Source organism: Nocardia lijiangensis NBRC 108240, from assembly GCF_001613045.1.
GTDB classification, from domain to species: Bacteria; Actinomycetota; Actinomycetes; order Mycobacteriales; family Mycobacteriaceae; genus Nocardia; species Nocardia lijiangensis.
The window spans coordinates 21,493-45,308 of sequence record NZ_BDBP01000084.1; the positions used below are offsets into that span (position 1 = coordinate 21,493).

At 68.1% G+C, this 23,816-nt stretch carries 24 protein-coding genes and 1 tRNA gene; 11 read left to right on the forward strand and 14 right to left on the reverse strand.

Translation table 11 applies throughout. The features are described 5' to 3' along the window. Positions 1-20: 20 nt before the first annotated feature. Positions 21-1,160 (reverse strand): Fic family protein, encoded by a 1,140-nt coding sequence (locus tag NL1_RS27730; protein WP_067845248.1) that lies wholly within the window; start codon positions 1,158-1,160, stop codon positions 21-23. Between the two features lie 313 nt (positions 1,161-1,473). Here NL1_RS27730 and NL1_RS27735 point away from each other — a divergent pair, with 313 nt between their 5' ends. Beyond that, positions 1,474-1,680 (forward strand): hypothetical protein, encoded by a 207-nt coding sequence (locus NL1_RS27735; RefSeq protein ID WP_067845250.1) that lies wholly within the window; start codon positions 1,474-1,476, stop codon positions 1,678-1,680. Here the strand turns inward: NL1_RS27735 and NL1_RS27740 are convergent. Continuing rightward, positions 1,667-2,257, reverse strand: coding sequence for a TetR/AcrR family transcriptional regulator (locus NL1_RS27740; RefSeq protein ID WP_245673574.1), 591 nt, complete (start codon positions 2,255-2,257; stop codon positions 1,667-1,669). The two genes, NL1_RS27735 and NL1_RS27740, sit on opposite strands and share 14 nt — an antisense overlap. Positions 2,258-2,318: 61 nt before the next feature. Between NL1_RS27740 and NL1_RS27745 the strand changes: the two genes are divergently transcribed. Then, positions 2,319-3,692, forward strand: a complete 1,374-nt coding sequence (locus NL1_RS27745; RefSeq protein ID WP_067845252.1) for a flavin monoamine oxidase family protein — start codon at positions 2,319-2,321, stop codon at positions 3,690-3,692. A gap of 132 nt (positions 3,693-3,824) precedes the next feature. On the opposite strand, the gene NL1_RS27755 is transcribed toward NL1_RS27745, so the two are convergent. From NL1_RS27755 to NL1_RS27770, 4 genes are all read right to left on the reverse strand, one after another. After that, positions 3,825-5,312 (reverse strand): AAA family ATPase, encoded by a 1,488-nt coding sequence (locus NL1_RS27755; RefSeq protein WP_218024493.1) that lies wholly within the window; start codon positions 5,310-5,312, stop codon positions 3,825-3,827. A gap of 256 nt (positions 5,313-5,568) precedes the next feature. After that, positions 5,569-5,642 (reverse strand) — tRNA-Pro (locus NL1_RS27760). A gap of 60 nt (positions 5,643-5,702) precedes the next feature. Continuing rightward, positions 5,703-6,941 (reverse strand): DUF8017 domain-containing protein, encoded by a 1,239-nt coding sequence (locus NL1_RS27765; protein ID WP_067845254.1) that lies wholly within the window; start codon positions 6,939-6,941, stop codon positions 5,703-5,705. A 157-nt stretch (positions 6,942-7,098) separates the two neighbouring features. Beyond that, on the reverse strand, positions 7,099-8,061 hold the full coding sequence (locus NL1_RS27770) for a metallophosphoesterase (RefSeq protein WP_067845259.1): 963 nt from the start codon (positions 8,059-8,061) through the stop codon (positions 7,099-7,101). A 178-nt stretch (positions 8,062-8,239) separates the two neighbouring features. Between NL1_RS27770 and NL1_RS27775 the strand changes: the two genes are divergently transcribed. After that, positions 8,240-8,704 (forward strand): GatB/YqeY domain-containing protein, encoded by a 465-nt coding sequence (locus NL1_RS27775; protein WP_067845266.1) that lies wholly within the window; start codon positions 8,240-8,242, stop codon positions 8,702-8,704. A gap of 67 nt (positions 8,705-8,771) precedes the next feature. On the opposite strand, the gene NL1_RS27780 is transcribed toward NL1_RS27775, so the two are convergent. Then, the gene (locus NL1_RS27780) at positions 8,772-11,126 is read right to left on the reverse strand and encodes a transglycosylase domain-containing protein (protein ID WP_067845268.1); all 2,355 of its coding nucleotides are present in this window, start codon (positions 11,124-11,126) and stop codon (positions 8,772-8,774) included. A 378-nt stretch (positions 11,127-11,504) separates the two neighbouring features. On the opposite strand from NL1_RS27780, the gene NL1_RS27785 reads away from it, so the two are divergent. Further along, on the forward strand, positions 11,505-11,828 hold the full coding sequence (locus tag NL1_RS27785) for a WhiB family transcriptional regulator (protein WP_011206869.1): 324 nt from the start codon (positions 11,505-11,507) through the stop codon (positions 11,826-11,828). A gap of 101 nt (positions 11,829-11,929) precedes the next feature. Here the strand turns inward: NL1_RS27785 and bagB are convergent, their stop codons facing one another. Continuing rightward, positions 11,930-13,042 carry an ATPase BagB gene (gene bagB / locus NL1_RS27790; protein ID WP_067845270.1) on the reverse strand — a complete coding sequence of 371 codons (1,113 nt, stop codon included), beginning with the start codon at positions 13,040-13,042 and terminating at the stop codon, positions 11,930-11,932. Beyond that, positions 13,039-14,058 carry an ATPase BagA gene (gene bagA, locus NL1_RS27795; RefSeq protein ID WP_067845272.1) on the reverse strand — a complete coding sequence of 340 codons (1,020 nt, stop codon included), beginning with the start codon at positions 14,056-14,058 and terminating at the stop codon, positions 13,039-13,041. The genes bagB and bagA overlap by 4 nt, the downstream gene beginning before the upstream one ends. Before the next feature lie 198 nt (positions 14,059-14,256). Here bagA and sp36 point away from each other — a divergent pair, with 198 nt between their 5' ends. The 3 genes from sp36 to NL1_RS27805 are packed head-to-tail and all read left to right on the forward strand — an operon-like array spanning position 14,257 to position 15,732. Then, positions 14,257-14,421 carry a Sp36 family protein gene (gene sp36 / locus NL1_RS37880; RefSeq protein ID WP_109522717.1) on the forward strand — a complete coding sequence of 55 codons (165 nt, stop codon included), beginning with the start codon at positions 14,257-14,259 and terminating at the stop codon, positions 14,419-14,421. Positions 14,422-14,424: 3 nt separating this feature from the next. Continuing rightward, a complete protein-coding gene (locus NL1_RS27800) occupies positions 14,425-14,898 on the forward strand; it encodes a RidA family protein (RefSeq protein WP_067845274.1) in 474 nt (157 codons plus the stop codon). A gap of 42 nt (positions 14,899-14,940) precedes the next feature. Beyond that, positions 14,941-15,732: an MBL fold metallo-hydrolase gene (locus tag NL1_RS27805; protein WP_067845277.1), complete on the forward strand. Its 792-nt coding sequence runs from the start codon at positions 14,941-14,943 to the stop codon at positions 15,730-15,732. A gap of 75 nt (positions 15,733-15,807) precedes the next feature. Here the strand turns inward: NL1_RS27805 and NL1_RS27810 are convergent, their stop codons facing one another. Both NL1_RS27810 and NL1_RS27815 read right to left on the reverse strand, forming a co-directional pair. After that, positions 15,808-16,482, reverse strand: coding sequence for a Crp/Fnr family transcriptional regulator (locus NL1_RS27810; RefSeq protein ID WP_011206875.1), 675 nt, complete (start codon positions 16,480-16,482; stop codon positions 15,808-15,810). 136 nt (positions 16,483-16,618) lie between these two features. After that, complete coding sequence (locus NL1_RS27815; RefSeq protein ID WP_084511017.1) at positions 16,619-16,846, reverse strand: hypothetical protein; 228 nt, start codon at positions 16,844-16,846, stop codon at positions 16,619-16,621. Positions 16,847-16,952: 106 nt separating this feature from the next. Between NL1_RS27815 and nth the strand changes: the two genes are divergently transcribed. The 4 genes from nth to NL1_RS27835 all read left to right on the forward strand — a co-directional run bounded on the left by nth (position 16,953) and on the right by NL1_RS27835 (position 20,512). Continuing rightward, a complete protein-coding gene (nth, locus tag NL1_RS27820) occupies positions 16,953-17,786 on the forward strand; it encodes an endonuclease III (RefSeq protein WP_373862603.1) in 834 nt (277 codons plus the stop codon). Positions 17,787-17,848: 62 nt separating this feature from the next. Further along, a complete protein-coding gene (locus NL1_RS27825; RefSeq protein ID WP_067845280.1) occupies positions 17,849-18,466 on the forward strand; it encodes a TlpA family protein disulfide reductase in 618 nt (205 codons plus the stop codon). Between the two features lie 136 nt (positions 18,467-18,602). Beyond that, positions 18,603-19,322: an NUDIX hydrolase gene (locus NL1_RS27830; RefSeq protein ID WP_067845282.1), complete on the forward strand. Its 720-nt coding sequence runs from the start codon at positions 18,603-18,605 to the stop codon at positions 19,320-19,322. Next, the gene (locus NL1_RS27835) at positions 19,319-20,512 is read left to right on the forward strand and encodes a MarP family serine protease (protein WP_067845284.1); all 1,194 of its coding nucleotides are present in this window, start codon (positions 19,319-19,321) and stop codon (positions 20,510-20,512) included. Before NL1_RS27830 ends, NL1_RS27835 begins: the two co-directional genes overlap by 4 nt. A 188-nt stretch (positions 20,513-20,700) precedes the next feature. On the opposite strand, the gene NL1_RS27840 is transcribed toward NL1_RS27835, so the two are convergent. The 3 genes from NL1_RS27840 to nhaA all read right to left on the reverse strand — a co-directional run bounded on the left by NL1_RS27840 (position 20,701) and on the right by nhaA (position 23,534). Then, on the reverse strand, positions 20,701-21,636 hold the full coding sequence (locus NL1_RS27840) for an alpha/beta fold hydrolase (protein WP_067845286.1): 936 nt from the start codon (positions 21,634-21,636) through the stop codon (positions 20,701-20,703). A gap of 52 nt (positions 21,637-21,688) precedes the next feature. Beyond that, positions 21,689-22,195 carry a phage holin family protein gene (locus NL1_RS27845; RefSeq protein WP_067845288.1) on the reverse strand — a complete coding sequence of 169 codons (507 nt, stop codon included), beginning with the start codon at positions 22,193-22,195 and terminating at the stop codon, positions 21,689-21,691. Positions 22,196-22,319: 124 nt separating this feature from the next. Beyond that, positions 22,320-23,534 carry a Na+/H+ antiporter NhaA gene (gene nhaA / locus NL1_RS27850; protein ID WP_067845297.1) on the reverse strand — a complete coding sequence of 405 codons (1,215 nt, stop codon included), beginning with the start codon at positions 23,532-23,534 and terminating at the stop codon, positions 22,320-22,322. Positions 23,535-23,816: the final 282 nt, after the last annotated feature.

The window sequence follows — 23,816 nt, forward strand, 5'->3', positions numbered from 1 at the left end:
GCTCACAACCCTACCGCCGCTCACCCCCGCACCAGCTCGACCCGCATCCCGGGATACGGATCCACGATCCGCCGCGGTACATCGACACGCAGCGCGTCTTGGAGTTCGAGCAGCCGGGTTCCTGCCACGTAGTGCCGCCCGCGCGTTTCGCCGCGGGGTGTCAGCAAGCCCAGGTCGGTGAGTGCCCTGAGGTCGCGCGTCGCGGTGCGCTGATCGACCTGAGCCCTGGTGAGGTAGCCGTGCCGTCGGATGCGAAAGCCGATCAGCGCGTCGTAGAGAATGTCGGTCACCCGCTCTGGCAGCTTGTGGGCGTTGGCCAACTCGTCGAGCCGCAGCCAGGCATGCTCGGTGCGATGCATGCGCCCTTCCACGGTCTGGGCCTGGATGTCGTGGGCTCGCAGATTGAATTTCAGCCACAGCTGCGCGTCGTACTCCGGTGACCACACGCCCGAGCTCGAGCGGGCCAGCACCCGGTAATAGTCGTCGGTATTGACGCCGAGCCATTCTTCGATGCTGCAGAAGGTGGGTTCGGCGAGTCCACCGCGTGACACCACCAGCGTCTGCAGTGCTCGGGCCATACGGCCGTTGCCGTCGCGAAACGGGTGAATCATCACGAGATTCAGGTGCGCCATGGCTCCCAGCACGATCGGATCGCCGCCCGTGGCCAACGCCTCGGCCAACTCCGACATCAACTGCGGCACCATCGCCGAGCCGGGCCCCTCGTACACGGAGTCGCCGGTGCTGTCGTCGCGCACATAGATCGGTCCGGTGCGATATTGGCCCGGGCTCTTGCTCAGATCGTGGCCGAGCATCATGAAGTGCAGTGCCCTGATGGTGGATTCATCGATCGCGCCCGCGCCTTGCGCCATGGTCAGTACGTAACCGAGCGCCTGGCGATAGCCGCGGATCTCGGCGAAGGTGCGTTCGTCCGCGGTCAGCGCTTCCTCGTAGTCCACGGCTGCCGCGGCATCGTCGGTCTCTACGACATACCCTTCGATGCTGTTGGAGCCGCGGATCGCACGTGCCATGAGGTTGCGCCGGAGCAGTCCGGGCCAGCGCTTGGGGACACGCATCGCCGACGCCATGGCGTCGCGGCGCCGGTAGATGCCGGCCAGCACCGCGGTGTCGATCGCATCGAGCTCCGGAGTTGTGTACAGCATGTGTGCCCCCTCGAATGTCCTGTTGTCTCTAATCTTGGGACAGATCTGTTTGGTGTGTCTCTAGATTAGCGACATCACGCCACTCGTTCTCTGTCCATCGTGGGCGAATATTCACCGCGCCTGGGGATGGGTGGGGAGGAGACTGCAACAGCGGGCTACACGGGGGTGTCGTCGATTGTCATATCGGACGGCGAAGCTGGGGGCAGCCCCGGTACCGGGGATGCTGCCGTCCCTCATCGGCATGCCGCCCGGTCGCGCCTTCGGTCGGTGCCCCGGCGCCGGGGTGTAGACCTATTGCCGCTGGGAGGAAGCGATGGATGCCTCCGTGTTCGTCGGATTGCTGGCGTTGGTGTGCGGGCTGCTCGCCGTGATCGCCGCGACCGTCTGGTGGCCGGTGCCGGGCGAGTCACCAGACGGCGAGCCGCCGCTGGCCGATGCCGAACGGCGCGGCGTAGCGGACGGTTCCGCTGCCGGCCCCCTGCCCCGAAAGCGATCCAATCCGCGCGTCACCGCGCCGTGAGCCCGCCGAGTAGGTCGCGCATCAGATCCGCGGCTTGCGGACGGCCGCCCTCCACCTCGGTGAGCGTCAGCGAGAGTTCGGTGAGTGCCCCGTACAGCGCACTCGCGAGCAACTCGGCCGGGTAAGGCTTGATCAACTCGTCCGCCAGGAGCGTCCGGGCGGCGTCGATGACCAGCCGGCCGAGATGCTGCCGATCCAGCTCGCGCCAGCGCTGCCAGCCCAGTGCGATGGGGCCGTTGATCAGCACGATCTTGCGATAGTCGGGGTCGGTGCAGACGTCGAGGAACTCTTCGATACCCCGTTCGGCCTGGTCGAGCGGATCCGATCCCGCCGCCGTCGCCGCGCGTATCCGTTGCGCCGCTTGGCTTTCCAGTTCGTCGAAGACTGCCTCGAACAGGCCGCGCTTGCCGTCGAAGTGGTGGTAGAGCGCGCCGCGGGTGAGGCCCGCGGCCCGGACCAACTCCTCCGCCGACAGCTTGGCGTAGTCGCGCTCGACGAACAGTCGCCGCCCGGTGTCGAGCAGCGTCTGGCGGGTGTTCTCGGCGTATTTGTCCCGCATCGTCTTGACAGTCTCCATACAACAGGGATATCACATACATAATGAATCTCGGATACACGTTGCATGAAAGCAGGTCGAGATGAGTAAATCGGCGGACGTCGTAGTCGTCGGCGCGGGTGTGGCGGGGTTGGTGGCCGCTCGCGAGCTGGTCCGCGCGGGAAAGGAGGTGCTGGTCCTCGAGGCGCGGGACCGAGTGGGGGGACGGTTGCTCAACGAAGACCTGCTCGACGGCGTCCCGATCGAAATGGGCGGCCAGTGGGTCGGTCCGGGGCAGGACCGGGTGCTCGGCTTGATCGCCGAACTCGGGCTTTCCACGTTTCCCACCCACGTCGTAGGCCAGAACATCGGCGAGTTCGGCGGGACGCGTTCGGTCTACACCGGCCGGATTCCCAAGATGAATCCGCTCGCGCTGGCGGATATAGGGCAGGCCCAGCTGCGGTTGGACCGGGTGGCGCGCGCGGTCGCCGAACGCGCACCGTGGCTCGCGCCGCAAGCGGACCGGCTGGACGGGCAGACCTTCGCGACCTGGATGAACAGGCATGCCTACACGCCCACCGGCCGTGCGTTCCTGCGGCTGATCACCGAGGCCGTGTTCGCCGCGGAACCGGAGGACATCTCCGCGCTGTGGGCGGCCTTCTATGTCGGCGCGGCGGGTGGGCTGGACGCGCTGATCAACACCGAAGGCGGCGCGCAGCAGGACCGCGTCGTCGGCGGCACCCAGCGGATCGCGCAGCGGCTCGCCGAGCAGCTGGGCGAGCGCGTCGTGCTCGATGCTCCGGTGACGGACCTGACCTGGGGCGACGGCGGGCTGGAGGTCTCGGCCGGGCGCACGGTCGTGTCGGCGAAGCGCGCGGTGATCGCGGTGCCGCCGCCGCTGGCGGCCAGGATTCGCTATCGGCCGGGGCTGCCCGGCGGGCGCGATCAGCTCGTCCAGCGCATGCCGATGGGGCGCGTCATCAAGATCAATGTCGCCTACTCCGAACCGTTTTGGCGCGCGCAGGGCTTCAACGGGCAGGCGAACAGCGATCGGCGACCCTTCGGCACCGTCTTCGACAACACCCCGCCGGACGGCACGCCCGGCGTGCTGGTCGGCTTCTTCGAAGGCAAGCACGCCGACTCCGCTTCCCGGCTGGACCCCGAAGCGCGCCGAGCCCAGGTGCTGACAGATCTCGTCGGCTACTTCGGCCCGGCGGCGGCCCAGCCGATCGCCTACCTCGAACGCGACTGGGCCGAGGAGGAGTACAGCCGCGGCTGCTACGGGGCCTTCGCGACACCGTCCACCCTCACTCGCTTCGGCCCGGCGCTGCGCGAACCCATCGGACCGCTGCACTGGGCGGGCACCGAGACCGCCACCCGCTGGGCGGGATACATCGATGGCGCGGTGGAATCCGGAGAGCGGGCAGCAGGCGAAGTGCTCGTCGCGTTGGAGCGGAACCGCGCGGCGGTGGACTGACTCGGCCACCCATTCGGTGGAATAAAGAAGGGCCCCTGACCGGAAGACCGGTCAGGGGCCCATCGTGTCTCACCCAGGATTTGAACCCGCGACCTCTTCGTCCCGAACGAAGCGCGCTACCAAGCTGCCCCCCTACTGATCCGCTCGGTCTTTCGGATAGAGCTGATCCAAATTGATGAGCACCACATCGCCCTGGTTGGCGGCCGCCTGCAAGGCTGGCATGAATCCTGCCGCGCTGTAACAGGTCAGCTTGGTGCGTGAGGTGTCGAACTTCGAGGAGAGCAGGTCGCGAATGCGGTGCAGGCGGTCGAGATGCCCCATGCCCATCACCTCGTTCCATTTCGCCTCGCCGATGGACAGCAGTGCCTCGGTGCCGTCCGATAGCTCCCCGAACACCGCTATGTCGACCTCATGTGTGACCTTTTGCGTTGGATCGTTGACCATCCCGCTGCCAACCCGAGTGATATGGCCCCCGAACAGATCGTCGGGGGCGTAGTCGGCAACCCAGATACGGCAGACTTCCTCGAAATGCGGACCGAGCACATTGCTTTCGAAGCGGTGTCGCCGTCGTTTCCACAGCCGCGCGGAGTCGCGGGCGCGTTCCCATTCGGCCCAGTCGGGCCGGGTGATCGCCTGATAGAAGGTGACCAGCGGTTCGTTGATCCGGTAGATCATGCGGTTACCGCGGAAGAGGTCCGATTCGCGTCGCAGCAGACCGCAGTCTTCCAAAACGGCCAGGGGATGAGTGATGTCGCTGGCTTTGCGCCCGACATACGAGGCTATGCCACCACTCGTCGAGTTTCCGTGGGCTACTGCGGCAAGCACCGAGTGGTACAGGCCTGGGTCGCGCAAACCCGGTTCTTCGCTGAGCAGGTATCTGGCCTCTCGAAAGAGTGGACTCGACGGGTTGAGTGCGGTGCGCAGCACCCAGTCATCGAAATCCGCAAGGTTCGCCGGAGCGTCGTCTTCTACGAATTCGCGCCGGTAGGCTGGGGTTCCACCCACGACGGCATGGACGAGAAATGCCAGGCGCGGGTCCGCGATCTCCCAAAACTCGGCTGCTAGAAGGTAATCCAAGGTGGGAACGATCAGTTCCAGCCCTGCTCGTCCACGTAGCGGCGCGCCACCGGCGAGCAGTGACCCCATGAACGACATAGCCGAACCGCACAGCAGCAACCGGGCCCGCGAGTTACGTCGTTCGGCGCGTCGTGGTGCCAAGGCGGACTGAATGATCGACGGCAGCACCGGGCTCGCCTTCGCCAGGTACGGGAATTCATCGATCACAACCGGAAGCTCGCGTTCCCCCGATACCGCCAGCAGGGTGTCGACTGCCTGCCGCCAATCGTCGAAGTGGATCGGCAACGGCGACTGGGTGAACTCGGCCACCGCCGCGGCCAGATAGCGCAGTGACTCCGATTCGGTGGCCTGATCAGCGGCGAAGTAGAACCCGCCCGTGGCCTCGCACAGCGCCTCCAAGAGGAACGTCTTACCTTGACGGCGACGGCCGGACACGACGCCGAGGGTTGCGTTCGGTTGCCCGCTGGTAGCGAATCCGATCAGGGCTCGCCATTCCCTGTCGCGATCGAACATGTCGTTGGGTTTGCTGATCAGCGGATCCACCTCCGTAGTTTGAGGAAGCACACTTCCTCTAAGTGTACTTCCTCAAAACAAGCCAGTTCGGCCGCTCTTCAAGTACCAAAATCCCAAACAGGTGCAGTCTGGAGGCGTGTGATCAGTGCCGACTACTTCACGAGTTGCGCGCGTGGCGTGAAGAGCTGATCGATTTGGCTCAGAAGGGCAACTGTCGTGACCGGACAAAAAAGTTGCCCCTGGCTCCAAGAGCCAGGGGCAACCGTTTTGTGTCTCAACCACACAGTCGGGGTGACAGGATTTGAACCTGCGACCTCTTCGTCCCGAACGAAGCGCGCTACCAAGCTGCGCCACACCCCGTGAAGCGAACCTGGAGTAGCTTACAACAGGGAAGGTCCAGACGTTAAACCCGCAGGTCAATCAGCTTTCGAAGGAGCGGATACTGCGGAAGATCCGCTTGGCGGTTTCCGGGTCGACCGCGTTCGGGACGCCGGTGTCGGCGGCGATGACCATGACGAAGCTGCCGATGTCGGCCGAAGTGGCGAAGGTGTACACCGAGTACTCGGTGGCGCAGCCGGGCTTCGCGTCGGTGATGGCGCCCCTGGTCTCCACGAAGGTGCCGTGCTGGGCGCCGTCGAGGGAGTCCAGCGGCTGCGGTGCGCCGGGAACGCCGCCGCCGGGTGCGTTGGAGTAGGCGATCTTCGCCGTCTTCGTGCCGAGTTCGGTTGCGGCGCTGACGGTATCGGTGGTTTCCGAGCCGGTGACGAACGCTACGGTGCGCGTCGATCCCGGGCAGTAGTCCTTGCCCTCGGTGGCGTACCCCTTGCCGCCGACGGTGTTGGGCGGCTTGCCGAACCCGCCGGAGGCTCCGGGATCGCCGACGGCCCAGTCGGCGGGCACGTCGTAGGCGGCGCCGCTGTCCGGCGCGAGGACCACCTGATACCCCGGCACCACCGGAGGCCCGGCCTGTGCCGCCTGCCGCCGCGCGGGCGCTCGGGTCACGGCCGAGGTGGTGAGCGCGCTCACCATCGACGGCGTGCCCTCCGCACTGGCTTCGTCCGCCCCGCCCGTGGCTACCGCGGCCACCGCGCCGGCCATCACCACCGTCGCCGCGATTCCGACGCCGATCCACGCTCGACCGCCCGGGGAACGGCCCTGCCGTTGCGGAGCTATCGCGAACTCCCCGTGCACGCCCCCGATCGCACCCGCCGACGGCGGCCATCCGGTGGGCGCGCCGTAGTTCTGTCGCGTCGCCCCGGAGAAGTCGATCCCGCCGAGCTGCTGAGGGCCCCGTACGGTCGAGTGCTGGGCGTGCGGGCCTGCCCCGTAACCGATCTGCGCCGAGCCCGAAACGAACTCGACCGGGGGGTAAGGAGTCTGCTGTCCCACCGGGGCCATGCGCGCGTCAGGCTGTGCCGAGCCCGAAGCGAACTCGACCGGGGCGTAAGGAGTCTGCTGCCCCGCCGGGGCCATGCGCTCGGCTGGCGCCGACCCGGTCACGGACTGAACGGGCGAAAGACACTCGGTGGCTGGGGGATTCAGAGCGGCTGTGCCGCCGAACTCCGGTTGGGCCGGTGCCGCAGCCGCGGTGCGAGCCGGCGCGCCGGACATGCCGACGGCGGCGAGTTCGGTGCGCGGCTCGTCGAATCCTCTGCTCAAAGTCGTCCCCTAGTCGACTGATTCAAGTTTCGGCACGCGACCCTACCGGGTCGGCGGAGGACTGTCCGCGCCCGGTCGGGGCGGACAAGCCTTGCGCCGGTTGGCGTGTCGAGCTAGGGGGTCGCCGCAGCCGGATTCACCGCGCCGCGCACGGCGCTCAGCGAGAGACGGTCTCCGAGGTCGAAAGCCCCCGGTTGCTCTCGGCGGCCGGACGCTTCGGGGGCGCGGCGACGAGGGTGAGCAGCGTGGCTTCGGGGCGGCAGCAGAACCGGTACGGCGCCCACGGCGAGGTGCCGATGCCCGCGGAGACGTGCAGCTGGGTGTGCTCGCCCCACTTCGACGGGCCCTTCACGCGCGACTTGTCGATGCCGCAGTTGGTGACCAGCGCGCCGTAGCCCGGCAGCACCAGCTGGCCGCCGTGGGTGTGTCCGGCGAGCACCAGGTCGTAGCCGTCGTCGGCGAAGCGGTCGAGCACCCGGGGCTCGGGGGAGTGGGTGAGGCCGATGCGCAGATCGGCCAGCGGGTTCGGGGCGCCCGCGACCGTGTCGTACCGGTCGCGCTGCAGGTGCGGGTCGTCGACGCCCGCGGTGGCGATCCGGACGCCCGCCACCTCGAGATCGCGGCGCACGTGGGTGAGATCGAGCCAGCCGCGTTCGGTGAACGCCGCCCGCAGGTCCTTCCACGGCAGCGGCGCGCCGTAGACGCGGCGGTGGTCCTTCTTGAAGTACTTCAGCGGGTTCTTCGCCACCGGCGCGAAGTAGTCGTTGCTGCCGAAAACGAAAAGGCCCGGGCGGGACAGCAATCCGCCGAGGGCCTGCACCACCGCGGGCACCGACTTCTGGTGCGAGAGATTGTCGCCGGTGTTGATCACCAGGTCCGGCTCCAGCCGATCCAGCTCACGCAGCCACTGCTGCTTGAGCTTCTGGCCGGGCATCATGTGCAGATCGCTGATGTGCAGTACCCGTAGGCTCGACGATCCTGGCGGCAGCACCGGCATGGTGGCCTCGCGCAGGATGAACGCGTTGCGCTCGATCAGCGAGGCATAGCCGATTCCGGCTACCGCGGCCCCGGTGGCTCCCAGCGCGGTGCGACGGACGGCGGAGGTCGAGATTACGGGCATTTGCCCAGCATAGGTGAGGCTGCCTCGGATCGCCGAGTGTGTTTCCGCACAAGGCCGCCGAATCGGCCGTGAGGGTCTGTGAGCTGCGTTCTTCCCGGTTCGCCCGCACAGGTTGCCGCAGCGACGCCGCGGCGAAATGTGGTGGGCCCGGCGACGGCGACCGGCTACCGTGTGCCTCATGTCGGAACTCAAAGATCGGCTGCGGACGGACATGACCGCCGCGATGAAAGCCAAGGACACGCTGCGCCTCGCCACGTTGCGCATGCTGCTGGCCGCGATCCAGAACGCCGAGGTCGCAGGCACGGAGGCGCGTGAACTCTCCGACGCCGAGGTGGTCGCGGTGCTGCAGAAGGAGGCGAAGAAGCGCAACGAGTCGGCGGAGGTCTACACCCAGGCCGGTCGCGGCGAGCTCGCCGCCAACGAACACGCCGAGGCCAGGATCATCGACGAGTACCTGCCGACCCAGCTGACCGAGGCCGAGATCGCCGATCTCGCGGACACCGCGATCGCCCAGGTCGCCGAGGAGCTCGGCGAGCGTCCCGGCATGCGCCAGATGGGCCAGGTCATGAAGATCGCGACCGCCCTCGCCGCGGGCAAGGCCGACGGCTCGCGCATCTCCGCGGCCGTCAAAGCCCGGCTCTGAACACTGCCCGAAACCAGAACCGCCGACCGAGCGCATCAGCGCCGGTCGGCGGTTCTTTGTCTATTGCCTACCTCGGCCACCAAGGCGGCAGCGGGAAGCCGGGCGGCAGCGCCGGTGGCGGCGGCATCGGCCCGGGTGGGGGCGCGGCCGGTGCCTGGCGCTGAGTGCCGTCGCTGATGTAGATCGTGATCACCGAGCCGGGGATGGCCGACCCGTTCGGCGCCGTGCTCATCACGCTGCCCTTGGGCGGCGGGCCGGATCCGTTGACGACCGAGACCTGGAAGCCCGCGGCGGTCAGTGCCGTGGTCGCCTCGGCCTGCGACATGCCGACCACGTCGGGCACCTGAGCGTTGTTCGCGCCGCGGACGTACTTGTCGTCCAGCGGTGGCAGGCCGGGCGGCGGGAAGTTGCCGACCACCGGCTTGATCGCGTTGAACCAGGTGCGCGCGGGTTCGTTACCGCCGAACAGGTTGCCGTCGCCGCAGTTGCGCAGCGGGAACGAGCAGATCTCGCCGGGGGTCGGGCTGTCGCCGTAGACGTAGACCGCGGCGGCCAGCGAGTTGGTGAAGCCGAGGAAGGCCGAGGAGCGGTGGCTTTCGGTGGTTCCCGTCTTGCCGGCCATCGGCAGGTTCCAGCCGGTCGCCTGGGCCGCACCGGTCGCGGTGCCCGCCGTGTCGTCCTTGCTCATGGCATTGGCCAGCGTGTTGGCAAGGCCGGGCTCGACGACCTGCTCGCAGGCCTGCTGGGTGAGCGGAACCTGCTTACCGCTGCGGTCGATGACCTCCTTGATCGGCGAGGGCGGGCACCAGCGTCCGCCGGAGGCCAGCGTCGCGGCGACGTTGGAGAGCTCGAGCGGGTTGATCGCGACCGGGCCGAGGGTGAACGAGCCGAGGTTCTGGTCCTTGATCATGTCGGCCAGGCTCTGGTTGCTGTGCCCGGAGCTGCCCGGGTTGGTGAACGAGCGCATGCCGAGCCGCACCGCCATGTCGACGGTCGGGGTCACGCCGACGGCCTGGATCAGCTTGACGAACGCGGTGTTCGGCGAGGTGGCCAGCGCCTCGGTCACCGACATCGGCGACTTGTAGCGGCCCGCGTTCTCCACGCAGTAGGTGGCGGGCGGGCAGCCCCGCGCGCCGCCGTTGCCCATGCCCTTCGCGTCGAAGCGGCCCGGCACATCGAGCTGGGATTCGATGCCCATGCCCTTCTCCATGGCCGCGGCGGTGGTGAAGACCTTGAAGACCGAGCCTGCGCCGTCGCCGACCATCGAGAACGGCTGCGGTTGCACCGTCTCGTTGACGTCGCGGTTGAGGCCGTAGGTGCGACTGCTGGCCATGGCGACCACGGCGTGCGAGTCCTGGCCGGGCGCGACCACCGACATCACCTCGGCGATGTCGTCGAGGTTCGGGTTGGCGGCGTCGGTGACCGCGCGCTTGACCGAGTCCTGCACGGCCGGGTCGAGGGTGGTCTTGATCAGGTAGCCGCCCTTGTCGACCTGTTCGCGGCTGATGCCCGACTCGGCCAGGTACTGCACCGCGTAATCGCAGAAGAAGCCGCGGTCCTGGGCGGCGATGCAGCCGCGCGGCAGGCCCTTCGGCTCGGGCAGCACGCCGAGCGGCTCCGACTTGGCCTTGCGGAACTCCTCGGCGCGGGTCGGGATGTTCTGGATCATCGTGTCCAGCACGGTGTTCCGGCGTTCCAGCACGCCCTGGGCGTTGGTGTAGGGGTTCAGCTTGGAGCTGGACTGCACCATGCCCGCGAGCATCGCCGACTGCGGGACGTTCAGGTCGGCGGCGTCGACGCCGAAGTAGGTCTGTGCCGCGTCCTGGATGCCGTAGGACGAATTGCCGAAGGGCACGAGGTTCAAGTACCTGGTGAGGATCTCGTCCTTGGTGAGTTCCTTGTCCAGGGTCAACGCCATGCGGATCTCGCGGATCTTGCGCGCCGGAGTGGTCTCGATCGCCGCGCGGCGTTCGGCGTCGGTCTTGGCGACAACGAGCAGCTGGAAGTTCTTCACGTACTGCTGGTCGAGGGTGGACGCGCCCTGCTGCACCTCGCCGCTGGTGGTGTTGGTGAGGAACGCGCGCATCGTGCCCTGCCAGTCCACACCGTCGTGGTCGGCGAAGCGGCGGTCCTCGATGGAGATGATCGCCAGCTTCATGTTGTTGGCGATCCGCTCGCTCGGCACCTCGAACCTGCGTTGCTCGTAGAGCCAGGCGATGGGCGTCCCGTTCGTATCGACCATGGTCGATACCGCGGGAACGGTGCCCTCGACCAATTCCGCGGAGACGTTGTCCACGGCGTCGGCGGCGCGGTTGGAGACGAATCCGAATCCACCGGCGAGCGGGAAGAGCAGCCCGGCAACGAGCACTGCGGCCAGCGCGCAGCTGCCCGCCAGCTTCGCGAGCGTATGTGTGATCGGCACATTCGACACGTTCCCAAGGGTACGGGGTGCGGTTCGCGCCCCTCTCGAGTGTGTTTGTCGGAGCGCGAGATCCGGTGCTCATTTCGGCTCGTTGGGCGTGTCGCTGGGGCGTGTCCGGCGTGTCGTACATGGGCGCGTCGCGAATCGGGCCGACTGCTCGGTTCTCTATCACGTTTGCAGGGACGGGCGTACCAAAAAATCTCGAGACGGTCTTGCGCTCGGGCCATACCTTTACCTAGATTGAGAACCCAGTGTGATGGAGCTAACACTCAAAGTGGAATGTGGTTCAGAGCGCAGCGGGGTTCGGGTTGCTGCGACCTGGCACGCGATTCTGGAGCGCCGTTGACCCGGTGTTCGGACTGCAAAGGGGCACACCAAATGCATATGACAACCCCCATCGCTCGATTGGACGTAGAGCAGGCCGAAGCGCGAATCGCCTGGGTTTCCCAGGCCCGATGCAAGGAAGTAGATCCCGATCAGTTGTTCGTCCGCGGCGCAGCGCAGCGCAAGGCGGCAACGATCTGCAGGCACTGTCCGGTGCTCATGCAATGTGGAGCCGATGCCCTCGACAATCGAGTGGAATTCGGCGTGTGGGGTGGGATGACCGAACGGCAGCGGAGGGCGCTGCTGAAACAGCATCCGGAGGTGACCTCCTGGGCCGATTTCTTCCAGGCCCAGCGCCAGCATCAAGTGGCGATGTAGTCGAACGAACGAAAAACCGAGCCCGCGATTGCGGGCTCGGTTTCGTTTGAGCCTATAGCTATTCCGACTCAATACCGAACGTTATGGTCTGGTCGGTGCGCCTATGCGGAGACGGGCGTTCCGGTCAGTTGATCGCCCACCGCCCGCAGCGCCTCGAGGTCGGAAACCTCGAACGGCAGCGCGGTCACCGAGACGATCGGCACCCGCGGGTGCGCCCCGGTGAACCGATGTAGCAGATGCTGCTCGCGCTTGGCCGTGGCGACCCGGTCGGCGTGGATGCGCAGCACCGCGCTGGTCAGCGAATCGGATTCGGCCAGCTGATCGGCGGCGGTGAGCGCGTGGTCGGCGGGCAGATCGCTCAGCATCGGATGCGTCCGGTTGAGCACGAGGCCCGCGAGCGGCATCTGCTCGGTGGTGAGCCGGTCGACGAAGAACGAGGCCTCGCGCAGCGCGTCCGGCTCCGCCGCGGCCACCACCAGGAAATGCGTGCCGGGCTTGGACAGCAGCGCGTAGGTGCGGTCGGCGCGGTCCTGGAAACCGCCGAACAGCGATTCCAGCGACTGCAGGAAGACGGACGCGTCCTTGAGCATCTGCCCGCCGATGACGGTGGAAACGCCGCGCATGGCCAGGCTCATCGCGCCGGTGACGAACCGGCCGACGCCGCGCCCCGGCGCCATGATCAGCCGGATCATCTTGCCGTTCAGGAAGTTTCCGAGGCGCTTGGGCGCGTCGAGGAAGTCGAGCGCGTTGCGCGAGGGCGGGGTGTCGACCACGATCAGGTCCCACTCCCGCTTGTTCGCGAGCTGCCCGAGCTTCTCCATCGCCATGTATTCCTGCGTTCCCCCGAAGGAGGACGCCACGGTCTGATAGATCGGATTGGCGAAGATCTGCTCCGCCTTCTCCGGAGTGGTGTGCTCGAGCACCATGTCGTCGAACGTGCGACGCATGTTCAGCATCATCGCGTACAGCTCGCCCTCGACCTCGGGGCCGAGCGCCACCCGTTGCGGATAGTTGTCCAGGTCGGCGATGCCGAGTGACTGGGCCAGTCGGCGCGCCGGGTCGATCGTGAGCACCACGACCTTGCGCCCGAGTTCGGCGGCACGCAGCGCGATCGCGGCCGCGGTGGTGGTCTTGCCGACGCCGCCGGAGCCGCAGCACACCACGACCCGCGCGGTGGGATCGGCGATGATCTTCGAAATGTCCAGCGTCGTCATCGCACTCCCTGCGCGCTCAGATATTCGGCCAGCTCGTACAGCCCGCCGAGGTCCATGCCGTCGGCCAGGGCGGGCAGGTGCAGCTGTGGCACGTCCACCTTGTTCAGCTCGGCCGCACTTTCGTCCTGGGCCTGCAGCCGGGCCGAGTGTTCGAAGGTCTCGGTGATCAGTCCCTCGAAAGCGTCTTCGGGCAACGTGATTCCGGAGCGTTCCAGTCCGGCGCGGATGGCGTCGCGGTCGATGTCGCCCTCGGCGGCGCGATTGCGCACATCGGTAGGCAGGAAGCCCGCCCCGGCGCGGTTCACGATCACTGTCCCGATGCGCAGGTCGTTGGCCTTGAGTTCGGCGACGGCGTCGGCGGTCTCCTGCACCGGCAGCGCCTCCAGCAGGGTGACCAGATGGATCATCGTCTGATCCGAATGCAGCAGCCGGGACACGCCTTCGGCCTGCGAGGCGATCGGGCCGCCCTTGGCGATCTCGACCATGGCGGTGGTGACGTCGAGGAAGCTGGCGATCCGGCCGGTCGGTGGCGCGTCGACCACGATCTCGTCGTAGACCCGCTTGCCCGTCTGATCCACGCGGACCGCGCATTCCTTGATCTTGCCGGTCAGGATGACGTCGCGCAGACCGGGCGCGATCGTGGTGACGAATTCGATGGCGCCCATCCTGCGCATCGCCCGCCCCGCGAAGCCCAGGTTGTAGAACATGTCGAGGTATTCGAGGAAGGCGTGCTCGATGTCGAGCGCCAGCGCGACCACCTCGCCGCCGCCGTCCGCGGTGGCGATCCTGGTCTCGGTCGGCGGCAGCGGCGGCAGATCGAACAGCTGCGCGATGGACTGCCTGCTTTCCACCTCGACCAGCAGTACCCGGCGCCCGCCCGCGGCCAAGGCCAGCGCGAGCGCGCCCGCGACCGTCGACTTGCCCGTTCCCCCTTTGCCGGAGACGTAGTGCAAGCGGGCCTTTTCCGCGCGCTTCGGCCAACCCGTTTCCAGCCCCGGCTCCGCCGAAATAGGCACTGCTGTTGGTACTCCCACGTTCGCGAGCCTATAGCCCGTTCTGTGATCACGCCCTAGGGATACGGTCACACTGTCGTTTTCCAGACCTTCTGTACCAGACAGTCTTGCCGGTCGCTATGATCCCGCCGCCTGCCGCGTGTGGACCGCTAAGCAAGACCGGAACGCGCAGCCCCGCGGGCTCGCCCATAAACTCACCGCATGAGTGATGTGACCCTGTGGGAGTACGCGACCGTTCCGCTGCTGACGCACGCGACCAAGCAGATTCTCGACCAGTGGGGCGCCGACGGGTGGGAGCTGGTTTCGGTGCTGCCCGGCCCGACCGGCGAGCAGCATGTCGCCTACCTGAAGCGTCCGAGGCAGTAGGCGATGGCGGTCGACGCGGCCACTTCGTGGCGGAAGAACCTGGAGCGACTCGGACTGACCGTGCCCGCGGTGGCGGCGCCCGTCGCGGCCTACATTCCCGCGGTGCGCACCGGTTCGCTCGTCTACACCTCCGGCCAGCTGCCTTTCGTGAACGGCGAGCTGTCGGCGACCGGCAAGGTCGGCGCCGAGGTGTCGCTCGAGGCGGCCGCCGAGGCGGCGCGGCTGTGCGCGCTCAACGCGCTGGCCGCGGTGCACGACCTGGTCGGCCTCGACGAGGTGGTGCGGATCGTCAAGGTGGTCGGTTTCGTCGCCTCCGCGCCGGGATTCACCGATCAGCCGCTGGTGATCAACGGCGCCTCGGAGTTCCTCGGCGAGGTCTTCGGCGACGCGGGCGTGCACGCGCGTTCGGCCGTCGGCGTCTCGGAATTGCCGAAGAACACCCCGGTCGAGATCGAACTCATCGCCGAGGTGCGTTAGACAGGTTGTCGGACAACGACTCCGAATGACCGAGGAAATGCGATGACGCTGACCCATCCCGCGTACGGGCAATTGCGCCAGGTGACGCCGACGGCGGCGGTGCTGCTCGCGGACAATCCGGGCCAGATGACCCTGGACGGCACCAACACCTGGATTCTGCGCGCGCCGGATGCCGCCGAGTACGTCGTGGTCGATCCCGGGCCGAAGGACAAGAAGCACAGCGAGGCCATCGCCAGGGTCACCGCGGGCAAGATCGCGCTGACCCTGGTCACGCACCGTCACCACGATCACACCGGCGGCATCGAACAGCTGGTGAAGCTGACGGGTACGCCGGTGCGGGCCAAGGACCCCGAGTTCCTGCGCGGTGCGGACGCACCGCTGGCCGACGGCGAGGTGATCGAGGCGGCAGGCCTGCGCATCGGTGTGCTGGCGACGCCGGGGCACACCGGCGATTCGGTGAGTTTCGTGCTCGACGACGCGGTGCTCACCGGCGACACCATCCTGGGCAGCGGGACCACCGTGCTCGACTCCAGCGACGGCACCCTCGCCGACTACCTGACCTCGCTGGACCGGCTGGTCGAGGTCGGCGCGGGCAAGGCGCTGCTGCCCGCGCACGGTCCGGACCATCCGGATCTGGAACCGGTCGCGCGGTACTACATCAAGCACCGGCAGGAGCGGCTCGACCAAGTGCGCGCTGCCCTGCGCGAGCTGGGTCCGGACGCGGGAGCCATGGCGGTGGTGCGCAAGGTGTACGCGGATGTGGACAAGCGGCTCTGGCTCGCGGCACGCAGCTCGGTGCAGGCCCAACTGGAGTACCTGCGCGCCGAGCGATAGGCCACGGAATACGACGGCCCGCCGGATCCAGTGGAGCGCTGGATCCGGCGGGCCGTTCCGTGTGTCAGAAGCGGGTCAGCGGGCGCGCCGCGCGAGCCGCTCGGAGTCGGAGATGAGCACGCTCTTGCCCTCCAGCCGCAGCCAGCCGCGGTGCGCGAAGTCGGCGAGCGCCTTGTTGACGGTCTCGCGAGACGCGCCGACGAGCTGGGCGATCTCCTCCTGGGTCAGGTCGTGCGTGACCCGCAGGGCGCCCGCCTCCTGGGTGCCGAACCGCTGCGCGAGCTGCAGCAGCGCCTTGGCCACGCGACCGGGAACGTCGGTGAAGATCAGGTCGGCGAGGTTGTTGTTGGTGCGCCGCAGACGGCGGGCGAGCACGCGGAGCAGCTGCTCGGCGATCTCGGGCCGCTGGTCGATCCAGGACTTGAGGGCGTCACGGTCCATCGTGACGGCGCGGACCTCGGTGACCGTGGTCGCGGTCGAGGTGCGCGGGCCCGGGTCGAAGATCGACAGCTCGCCGAACATATCCGACGGGCCCATGATGGTGAGCAGGTTCTCCCGGCCGTCCGGGGAACGTCTACCGATCTTCACCTTGCCCGAGGTGATGATGTACAGCCGATCGCCGGGTTCGCCCTCATTGAAAATGACATGACCGCGCGGAAAATCTACGGGCTGCAGTTGTTTGGCGAGTGCCGCCACCGCGGTGGGCTCTACGCCTTGGAAGATGCCTGCTCTGGCGAGGGCCTCGTCCACGAATGTGCTCCTTATGGGAAATGGCTCTGGGCTGGACCGAAGCGAATCGGCCAACAGCGCAGTCTACGCGGCATCGTCGCGGCGTAGTGACAGACACCACGTAACGAGTGGATTGCGCGGCGTCCGAGTAGCGGATTCAGCTCGCGCGAGCGACGTCCAGGTCATCGTTGCGGGACCGTCGCCTGCGCATCCGGGCCACCGCCGCGGGCAGTCCGGCTTTCGTCAACTCCTTGACCTCGGCGTTGCTTGCCCTGTCCAGGTACTGCTGAACCTCGGGGTCGGGTTCGAGAAGTTTGCGGAGCCGATTCTCGACCCGCTCCATCAGCAGTGCGAACAGCATCAACACCACTGGGAAGAGCACCACAGCGAGTCCTTGCATATCGAGGAGTAAACACGGTGAAGGTCTCAGATGGAACACGGCAGTGGATCTGAGCGGGCAACTTGTCGGAGCGGTTCCGTATGGTGGACGCGTGCGTGCCTCCCCGTCTGTGACCGATCTGAACGGCTCTTCGGCTGTCGGCGGGGCGACCGATGCGCAACCCGCCGCCGTTACCGTTCCGAGACGGAAAACCCGCACGCGACAGGCGGAAACGAAGCTGGGTTTGGTGCGAAGGGCACGCCGCATGAACCGCACCCTCGCGGCCGCGTTTCCCGACGCGCACTGTGAGCTGGATTTCACGAATCCGCTCGAATTGGCGGTCGCGACAATCCTTTCCGCGCAGTGCACCGACGAGCGCGTGAATCTCACCACGCCCGCCGTCTTCGCGAAGTACCGCAGCGCACGCGATTACGCCGAGGCGAACCGCGCGGAGCTGGAGGAATACATCCGGCCGACGGGGTTCTACCGGAACAAGACGAACTCGCTGATCGGGCTCGGGCAAGCCCTCGTGACCGAGCACGAAGGTGAATTACCTCACACCCTCGAGGAACTGGTGAAGTTGCCCGGCATCGGGCGCAAGACTGCCAACGTCATCCTCGGCAACGCCTTCGATGTGCCCGGCATCACCGTCGACACGCATTTCGGCAGGCTGGTGCGCCGGTGGGGATGGACCGCCGAGGAAGACCCGGTCAAGGTCGAGCACGTCGTCGGCGAACTCGTCGAGCGCAAGGAATGGACGATGCTGTCCCATCGCGTGATCTTTCACGGGCGGCGGGTGTGCCATGCCAGGAAGCCTGCGTGCGGCGCGTGCGTGCTGGCCGCCGACTGCCCCTCGTTCGGCGCCGGGCCGACCGAGCCGGAGCTCGCGGCCAAATTGGTGAAGGGTCCGGAGCGCGAACACCTGCTGGGGATGGTCGGCCTGTGAGATTGCGGGCCGCGGACGAGGCGCCGCGGGTAGGACGACCCGGTACGGCGAGATTTCACTCCGTGGTGCGCTGGGCGCTGGTCGGCCTGATCGTGGCGGTCGCGGCGGCGATCGCGCTGTGGCCGCGCGGCGGTGGCGAGGACACCGCGACCGGCCCGCACACTCCATCCGGCGCGCAGCAGGTCCCCGCGCAGGTGCGCGCGGATGCCGCACTCGCGCCCTGTCCGCGACCCGCGCCGAGCGCGCCGGGTGCGGGCCCGCTGGCGGGCATCACCCTGACCTGCCTGGCCGACGGTGCGCCGGTCGACCTCGCCGCGGCGCTCGCGGGCAAACCCGCGCTGCTCAACCTCTGGGCCTACTGGTGCGGACCCTGCGCCGAGGAGTTGCCGTACCTGCGGCAATACGCCGAGCGGGCGGGTGACGCGGTCACGGTGCTGACCGTGCACAGCGATCCCGACGAGACCAAGGCGCTGCTGCGACTGACGGGTCTGAACGTGCAGCTGCCCGGTGTGCTCGACGCCGAGACCGCGGTGCGCAGCGCGGTCGGCGCACCCGCCGTGCTGCCGATTTCGGTGCTGGTCCGCCCGGACGGTTCTCTTGCCCAGGTCGTCGTGCGTACGTTTACCGGGGTCGACGATATTGCCGATACCGTGGCCACGGCGCTGGGCGTGCGAGCGTGACGACACGGACGGCCACCCGCGCGACCTGCGGTGGTGTCGTGAGAAGGTCTACACCGCAAGACATCTCGCAGCGTCTGTTGCGGGCGGACAGAACGGTTGTGGAGGTGGTGGTGCGCAGGTTCACCGGGGGAGCGGCATGACGGTTCCGCTCCCGACCGATATTCCGCACTGGCTGCGCCGGGCCGTCGAGCCCGGCCACGCCGAGGCAAGTGACACGTTGACGATCGCGCGCGCCCTGCGCCGAGCCATGACGCTGACCGGCGAGCCGCGCCAGGCCGCGGTGCTCGTCCTGTTCAGCGGCTCGACGGAGGACGATCCGACCGCTCCCGGCGGGCTGGCCGCCGACGCCGACGTGCTGCTCACCCAGCGCGCGTCGACCATGCGTCAGCACCGTGGACAGGTCGCCTTCCCCGGCGGCGCGGTCGATCCCGAGGACGAAGGACCGATCGACACCGCGCTGCGCGAGGCGTGCGAGGAGACCGGCGTCCTCCGCGAGCACGTCGAGCCGCTCGCCGTGCTGCCGAAGGTCTTCGTGCCGCCGTCGCGCTTCGACGTGACCCCGGTGGTTGCCTACTGGCGCACGCCGGGTGAGGTGCGGGTGGTGAACCAGAGCGAGACCGAGCGCGTGGTGCGGGTACCGCTCTCCGAGATGCTCGACCCGGCCAATCGCTTCCTCGTCAAGGGCAGCCTCGGCTACCAGAGCCCGGCCTTCCAGGTCGACGGCATGCTGGTCTGGGGACTGACCGGCGGGATACTCGCCGGCATCTTCAAGGCCGCGGGCTGGGAACTGGAATGGGATCGCGACGACGTGCGCGACCTGGAATCGGCGCTCGCCGCAGTGGGGATGACTTTATGAGTTCCTCGGCCTGGCTCGACATCATCGTGGTGCTGCTCGCCCTGGCCGCTGCCGCGTCCGGGTGGCGGCAGGGCGCCGTGGCCTCGGCGCTGGCCTTCCTCGGCGTCGTGCTGGGCGCTGTCGCGGGCATCCTCATCGCGCCGCACATTCTGGTGCACGTGGACGAGGGCCGGACCAGGGTGCTGACCGGCGTGCTGCTGATCGTGCTGCTGGTGATCGTCGGCGAGGTCGCGGGCATGGTGCTCGGCCGCGCCGCGCGCAGCGGGATGCGGCATCCGTTCACCCGCAGCGTGGACAGTGTTGTCGGCGCGGTGTTGCAGGCGGTGGCGGTACTGGTCACCGCGTGGCTGCTCGCGCTGCCGCTGGCGACCTCGTCCCAGCCCGCGATCGCCACCGCGATCAACGGTTCGCGGGTGCTGGCCGACGTCAACGATGTCGCGCCGAACTGGCTGCGCAAGGTCCCCAACGAATTCTCCAAGCTGCTCAACACCTCCGGCCTGCCGGACGTGATCGGTCCGTTCGGACGCGCGCCGATCGCCGCGGTCGAGCCGCCGGATCCGAGCGTGCTCGCCAGCCCCGTCGCGGCATCCCTGCAGCAGAGCGTGCTGCGCATCCGCGGCGTGGCGCCGAGCTGCCAGCGCGCGCTGGAGGGTTCGGGATTCGTCATCGCGCCCGAACGGGTGATGACCAACGCGCACGTGGTCGCGGGCACCACCAGCGTCGCGGTGGACACCCCGCGCGGACCGCTGGACGCCAACGTCGTGCTGTTCGATCCGTCCAAGGACATCGCGGTGCTCGCGGTGCCCGGCCTGACCTCGCCGGTGGTGCCGCAGGCGCCCGCGCCCGCCCGCTCCGGCGACAGCGCGATCGTGCTCGGCTACCCGGGCGGCGGACCGTACACGGCCAGCGCGGCCCGCGTCCGCGAGACGCTGGACCTCACCGGCCCGACGATCTACCGCAACGGCACGGTCGAGCGCGAGGTCTACACCGTCCGCGGCCTGGTGCGCGCGGGCAACTCGGGCGGCCCGCTGGTCGACACCGAAGGCCAGGTGCTCGGCGTCGTCTTCGGCGCCGCGGTGACCGACGACGACACCGGCTACGTGCTCACCCTCGACGAGGTCCGCTCGGACCTGAACAGGGCCTCGGGCGCACACCTCCCGGTCGACACGGGAGCCTGCGTGCTCAGCTGAGTGCGAGCGAGCCGCGCAACGGCCGTCGACCGCTCACCGGTCGGCGGCCGTTGTGCTGGGGAGGGGGCGCTCATCCGTGTCGTACCTCGGTGAGCGGTCGACTGATTCGCCGGGGTGTCAGCGCGCGCGGTTCAATGGTGTTCGAGCTGCTTCATTCGACTGAGTACTGGTGGCCGAGTGCGCCGACGTCAGCCGAGGAACTTCGCCAGTTCCGCGGTCACCACGTCCGGGTTCTCCTGGTGCGCGAAATGCGCCGCGTTCGGCACGGTGACGAGTTTGCGGTGCGGCGACCACTGCTCGCCGCGGCGGAGGGTGGCGGGCAGCAGGTAGTCGTCGGACTCGCCGCGCAGCGCGAGTACGGGGATGTCGATGGGCACGCGGACGGTGGCCATGAAGCGGCGGCCGTCCGGTCGCCACTGGCTGCGGAACGCCCAGCGCTGATATTCCAGCGCGCAGTGCGCGGCGCCAGGGATCTGGATGGCCGAGCGCATGCGCCGCGCCACGTCGACGAATTCGGCGCTGCCCGACCAGGATCCGGTAACCCGCTGCCGCAGCAGCCGCTCGACCTCGTACCCGTCGCCGGTGGTCAGCCGGTATTCCGGATAGCGGGGCAGCTGATAACGCAGGAAGTTCGGCAGCCAGGCGCGGCGTTGGCGCGAATCGCGCAGCACGGCGCTCTTGAGCGCGCCGGGGTGCGGCGAACTCACCAGCGCGATGGCGCGGACCAGCCGGGGGTGCAGCACCGCGGTGGCCCAGCAGACCAGCCCGCCCTCCGCGTGGCCGACCAGCGCGGCCTCGGTATGCCCGAGCGCGCGAATGAGTCCGGCGATATCGCCAGCGAGGGTCCAGCCGTCGTAGCCGCGCGGCGGTTTGTCGCTGTCGCCGTAGCCGCGTAGATCCACCGCCACCGCACGGAAACCGAGTTCGGTGAGCCCGGTCAGCTGATGCCGCCAGGACCACCAGAAATCCGCGAACCCGTGCAGCAGCACCACCAGTGGCGCATCGGCGCGCTCGGGCGCGGCCTCGACGATGTGGAATCGAATGCCGTTGGCACGAACGTCCCGGTGCGTCCACGGACCGTCGTAACGGACGGTGGACGGATCCGGAAGGAAGTTCGACGACACGCCGACCGAGCCTAGTGGTCGGCGTGCGTCGCCGCGACCACGACCCGCACGGTCAGCTGACGCGCTTCTCCAGCGCCGGGTGCTCGTCGTGAGCTCCGGCGCCGAACCCGCTCGGCAGCACGGAGCGGGCCTGCTTCAGCGAATCGATGGTCTTCTCGGGCGCGCGCAGCTTCTTCACCCGGCGATAGCCGAGGAACGCCAGCGCCGCGGTCGCGACGACCATCAGGAGGAACACGATCAGGAAGGCGGCCCACCTGGCCAGCCACACGTCGAGCAGCTCGCCGAGGAAGAAGAAAAAGAAGAAGGTGCTGAACAGCAACACGGTCAGCGCGAGGATGAAGTAGACGCTGCCCTGCAGGCCCTTCTTGATCTCGCCGGTGACCTCGGCCTTGGCCAGCTCGACCTCGGCGCGCACCAGGGTCGACATCTGCTCGGCCGCGTCGCGGACCAGGGTGCCGAAGCTGGCGGAACCGATCGGGTTGGCATCGGTCAGCGGAATGGAGGTGACCGTGCGCCCGCTGTGCGCGTCGTTCCCGTTACCGCCCTGGGTGAAACTCACTTGGTCGACCCTTCTCCCTGTCCCGGCACTGCTTTCAGCTCCGTTCGATGTGCGGCGCTTCCGGCGTCCACCATCGTCACGCAGGCTACCGTCTGCGGGCTCGTCGCAGACGCCGCGCCTTCCCTCACTCCGGTTCTAGCGCACGCGCCTCGCGCCGTGCCTGGTGGACACGCCCACGTCGCAACAGTAGCGCCGAACCGGCGAGCGATGCCGCCATGGAGGTCACCAACACCGCGGCCTTCGCCAATTCGACGGCCGAGCCGTCGCCGACGTCGGCCAGTGCGAGTTCTGCCACGAGAAGGCTAACCGTGAAGCCGATCGCGCCGAGCACCGACAGGGCGAACATGTCGCGATATCCGAGGTTGGCTGGCTTCTTCGCGACGCCGAACCGGATTGCCGCCCAGCTGATCCCGAAGATGCCGATGGTTTTGCCGAGCAGCATCCCGAGAATGATGGCCAGCGAGAGCCGGTTGGTGAACAGCTCGCCGAAAACCTTGCCGTTCAGCGGAACTCCGGAGGCGAACAACGCGAACAGCGGCACGCACAGCCCGGCTGAGATCGGCTGGAACCGATGCTCCCACCGGGTCGCGGGCGCCTCGTCCTCGTCAGGGTCCTGGCGCACTCTGGTGAGCAGGCCGAGCGCGACGCCGGCCAGCGTCGGATGGATGCCCGCCTCGTGCAGCGCGTACCAGGAGATCAGCGCCAGCGGCACATACACCAGCGGCGGGGTGATCCGGCGGTGCTGGGCCAGCGCCCACGCGGCGAAACAGGCCGCGGCGGCCAGCAGCCACAGCACCGAGATCGCGGTGGTGAACAGCACCGCGATCAGGACGATGGCCATCAGATCGTCGACCACGGCCAGGCTCAGCAAGAACACCCGCGCGCCTGCCGGAATGCGCGAACCGGTCATGGCGAGCACGGCCAGCGCGAAGGCGATATCGGTGGCCACCGGGATGGCCCAGCCGCGGTCCATGCCCTCGACGCCGAAGCCGACGATCGCGGCGACCAGCGCGGGCGTGATCACGCCGCCGAGCGCGGCGACGATGGGCAGCGTGGCGCGTTTGCGGTCGGCCAGTTCACCGACCACTAGCTCGCGTTTGAGCTCGAGCCCGGCGACGAAGAAGAAGACGGCGAGCAGACCGTCCTTGGTCCAATCGGCGAGGGTCAGCTCCAAGTGCAGCCGCTCGATCGGCAGCACCGTCTCGGTCATGGCGACGTAGCTGTCACTCCACGGCGAGTTCACCCACAGCAACGCGATCGCCGCGGCGATGAGAAGGAGTGCGCCGCCGACGGTTTCGGTTCGCAGAAACCTGGTCAGCTCGGAGCGCACCTGGGTGATCACGGAAAACCTTTCGGCCGGGCGGACAAAACCGCGGACCTGCGGCCGCCGCTCTTCCGGCTCGAACCACCTGCCCGCATACCGACCAGACTTCCCGGCACACCTAACGCAATCCTAACGGGACAAGCCGGTGACAACCTCACCCACCACCCGTACCCTGCGTCGGCTATGGGTCCTCGCAGAGGTTCCACCCGCTTCGCAGCGGAGGCAACCTCTGCGAGGCGTGTGAAACCTCTGCGAGGAGTCCGTCAGGCGCGGGTGGCGCGGATGGCTTCGAAGACG

Excerpts from the sequence above, each read along its gene's own strand:
- NL1_RS27805 (WP_067845277.1), top strand. The coding sequence starts at position 14,941 with ATGACGCTGACCCATCCCGCGTACGGGCAATTGCGCCAGGTGACGCCG.
- sp36 (WP_109522717.1), top strand. The coding sequence starts at position 14,257 with ATGAGTGATGTGACCCTGTGGGAGTACGCGACCGTTCCGCTGCTGACG.
- NL1_RS27800 (WP_067845274.1), top strand. The coding sequence starts at position 14,425 with ATGGCGGTCGACGCGGCCACTTCGTGGCGGAAGAACCTGGAGCGACTC.
- NL1_RS27745 (WP_067845252.1), top strand. The coding sequence starts at position 2,319 with ATGAGTAAATCGGCGGACGTCGTAGTCGTCGGCGCGGGTGTGGCGGGG.
- NL1_RS27730 (WP_067845248.1), bottom strand. The coding sequence starts at position 1,160 with ATGCTGTACACAACTCCGGAGCTCGATGCGATCGACACCGCGGTGCTG.
- NL1_RS27830 (WP_067845282.1), top strand. The coding sequence starts at position 18,603 with ATGACGGTTCCGCTCCCGACCGATATTCCGCACTGGCTGCGCCGGGCC.
- bagB (WP_067845270.1), bottom strand. The coding sequence starts at position 13,042 with ATGACGACGCTGGACATTTCGAAGATCATCGCCGATCCCACCGCGCGG.
- NL1_RS27770 (WP_067845259.1), bottom strand. The coding sequence starts at position 8,061 with ATGCCCGTAATCTCGACCTCCGCCGTCCGTCGCACCGCGCTGGGAGCC.
- NL1_RS27740 (WP_245673574.1), bottom strand. The coding sequence starts at position 2,257 with ATGGAGACTGTCAAGACGATGCGGGACAAATACGCCGAGAACACCCGC.
- NL1_RS27785 (WP_011206869.1), top strand. The coding sequence starts at position 11,505 with ATGCATATGACAACCCCCATCGCTCGATTGGACGTAGAGCAGGCCGAA.
- NL1_RS27775 (WP_067845266.1), top strand. The coding sequence starts at position 8,240 with ATGTCGGAACTCAAAGATCGGCTGCGGACGGACATGACCGCCGCGATG.
- NL1_RS27835 (WP_067845284.1), top strand. The coding sequence starts at position 19,319 with ATGAGTTCCTCGGCCTGGCTCGACATCATCGTGGTGCTGCTCGCCCTG.
- NL1_RS27735 (WP_067845250.1), top strand. The coding sequence starts at position 1,474 with ATGGATGCCTCCGTGTTCGTCGGATTGCTGGCGTTGGTGTGCGGGCTG.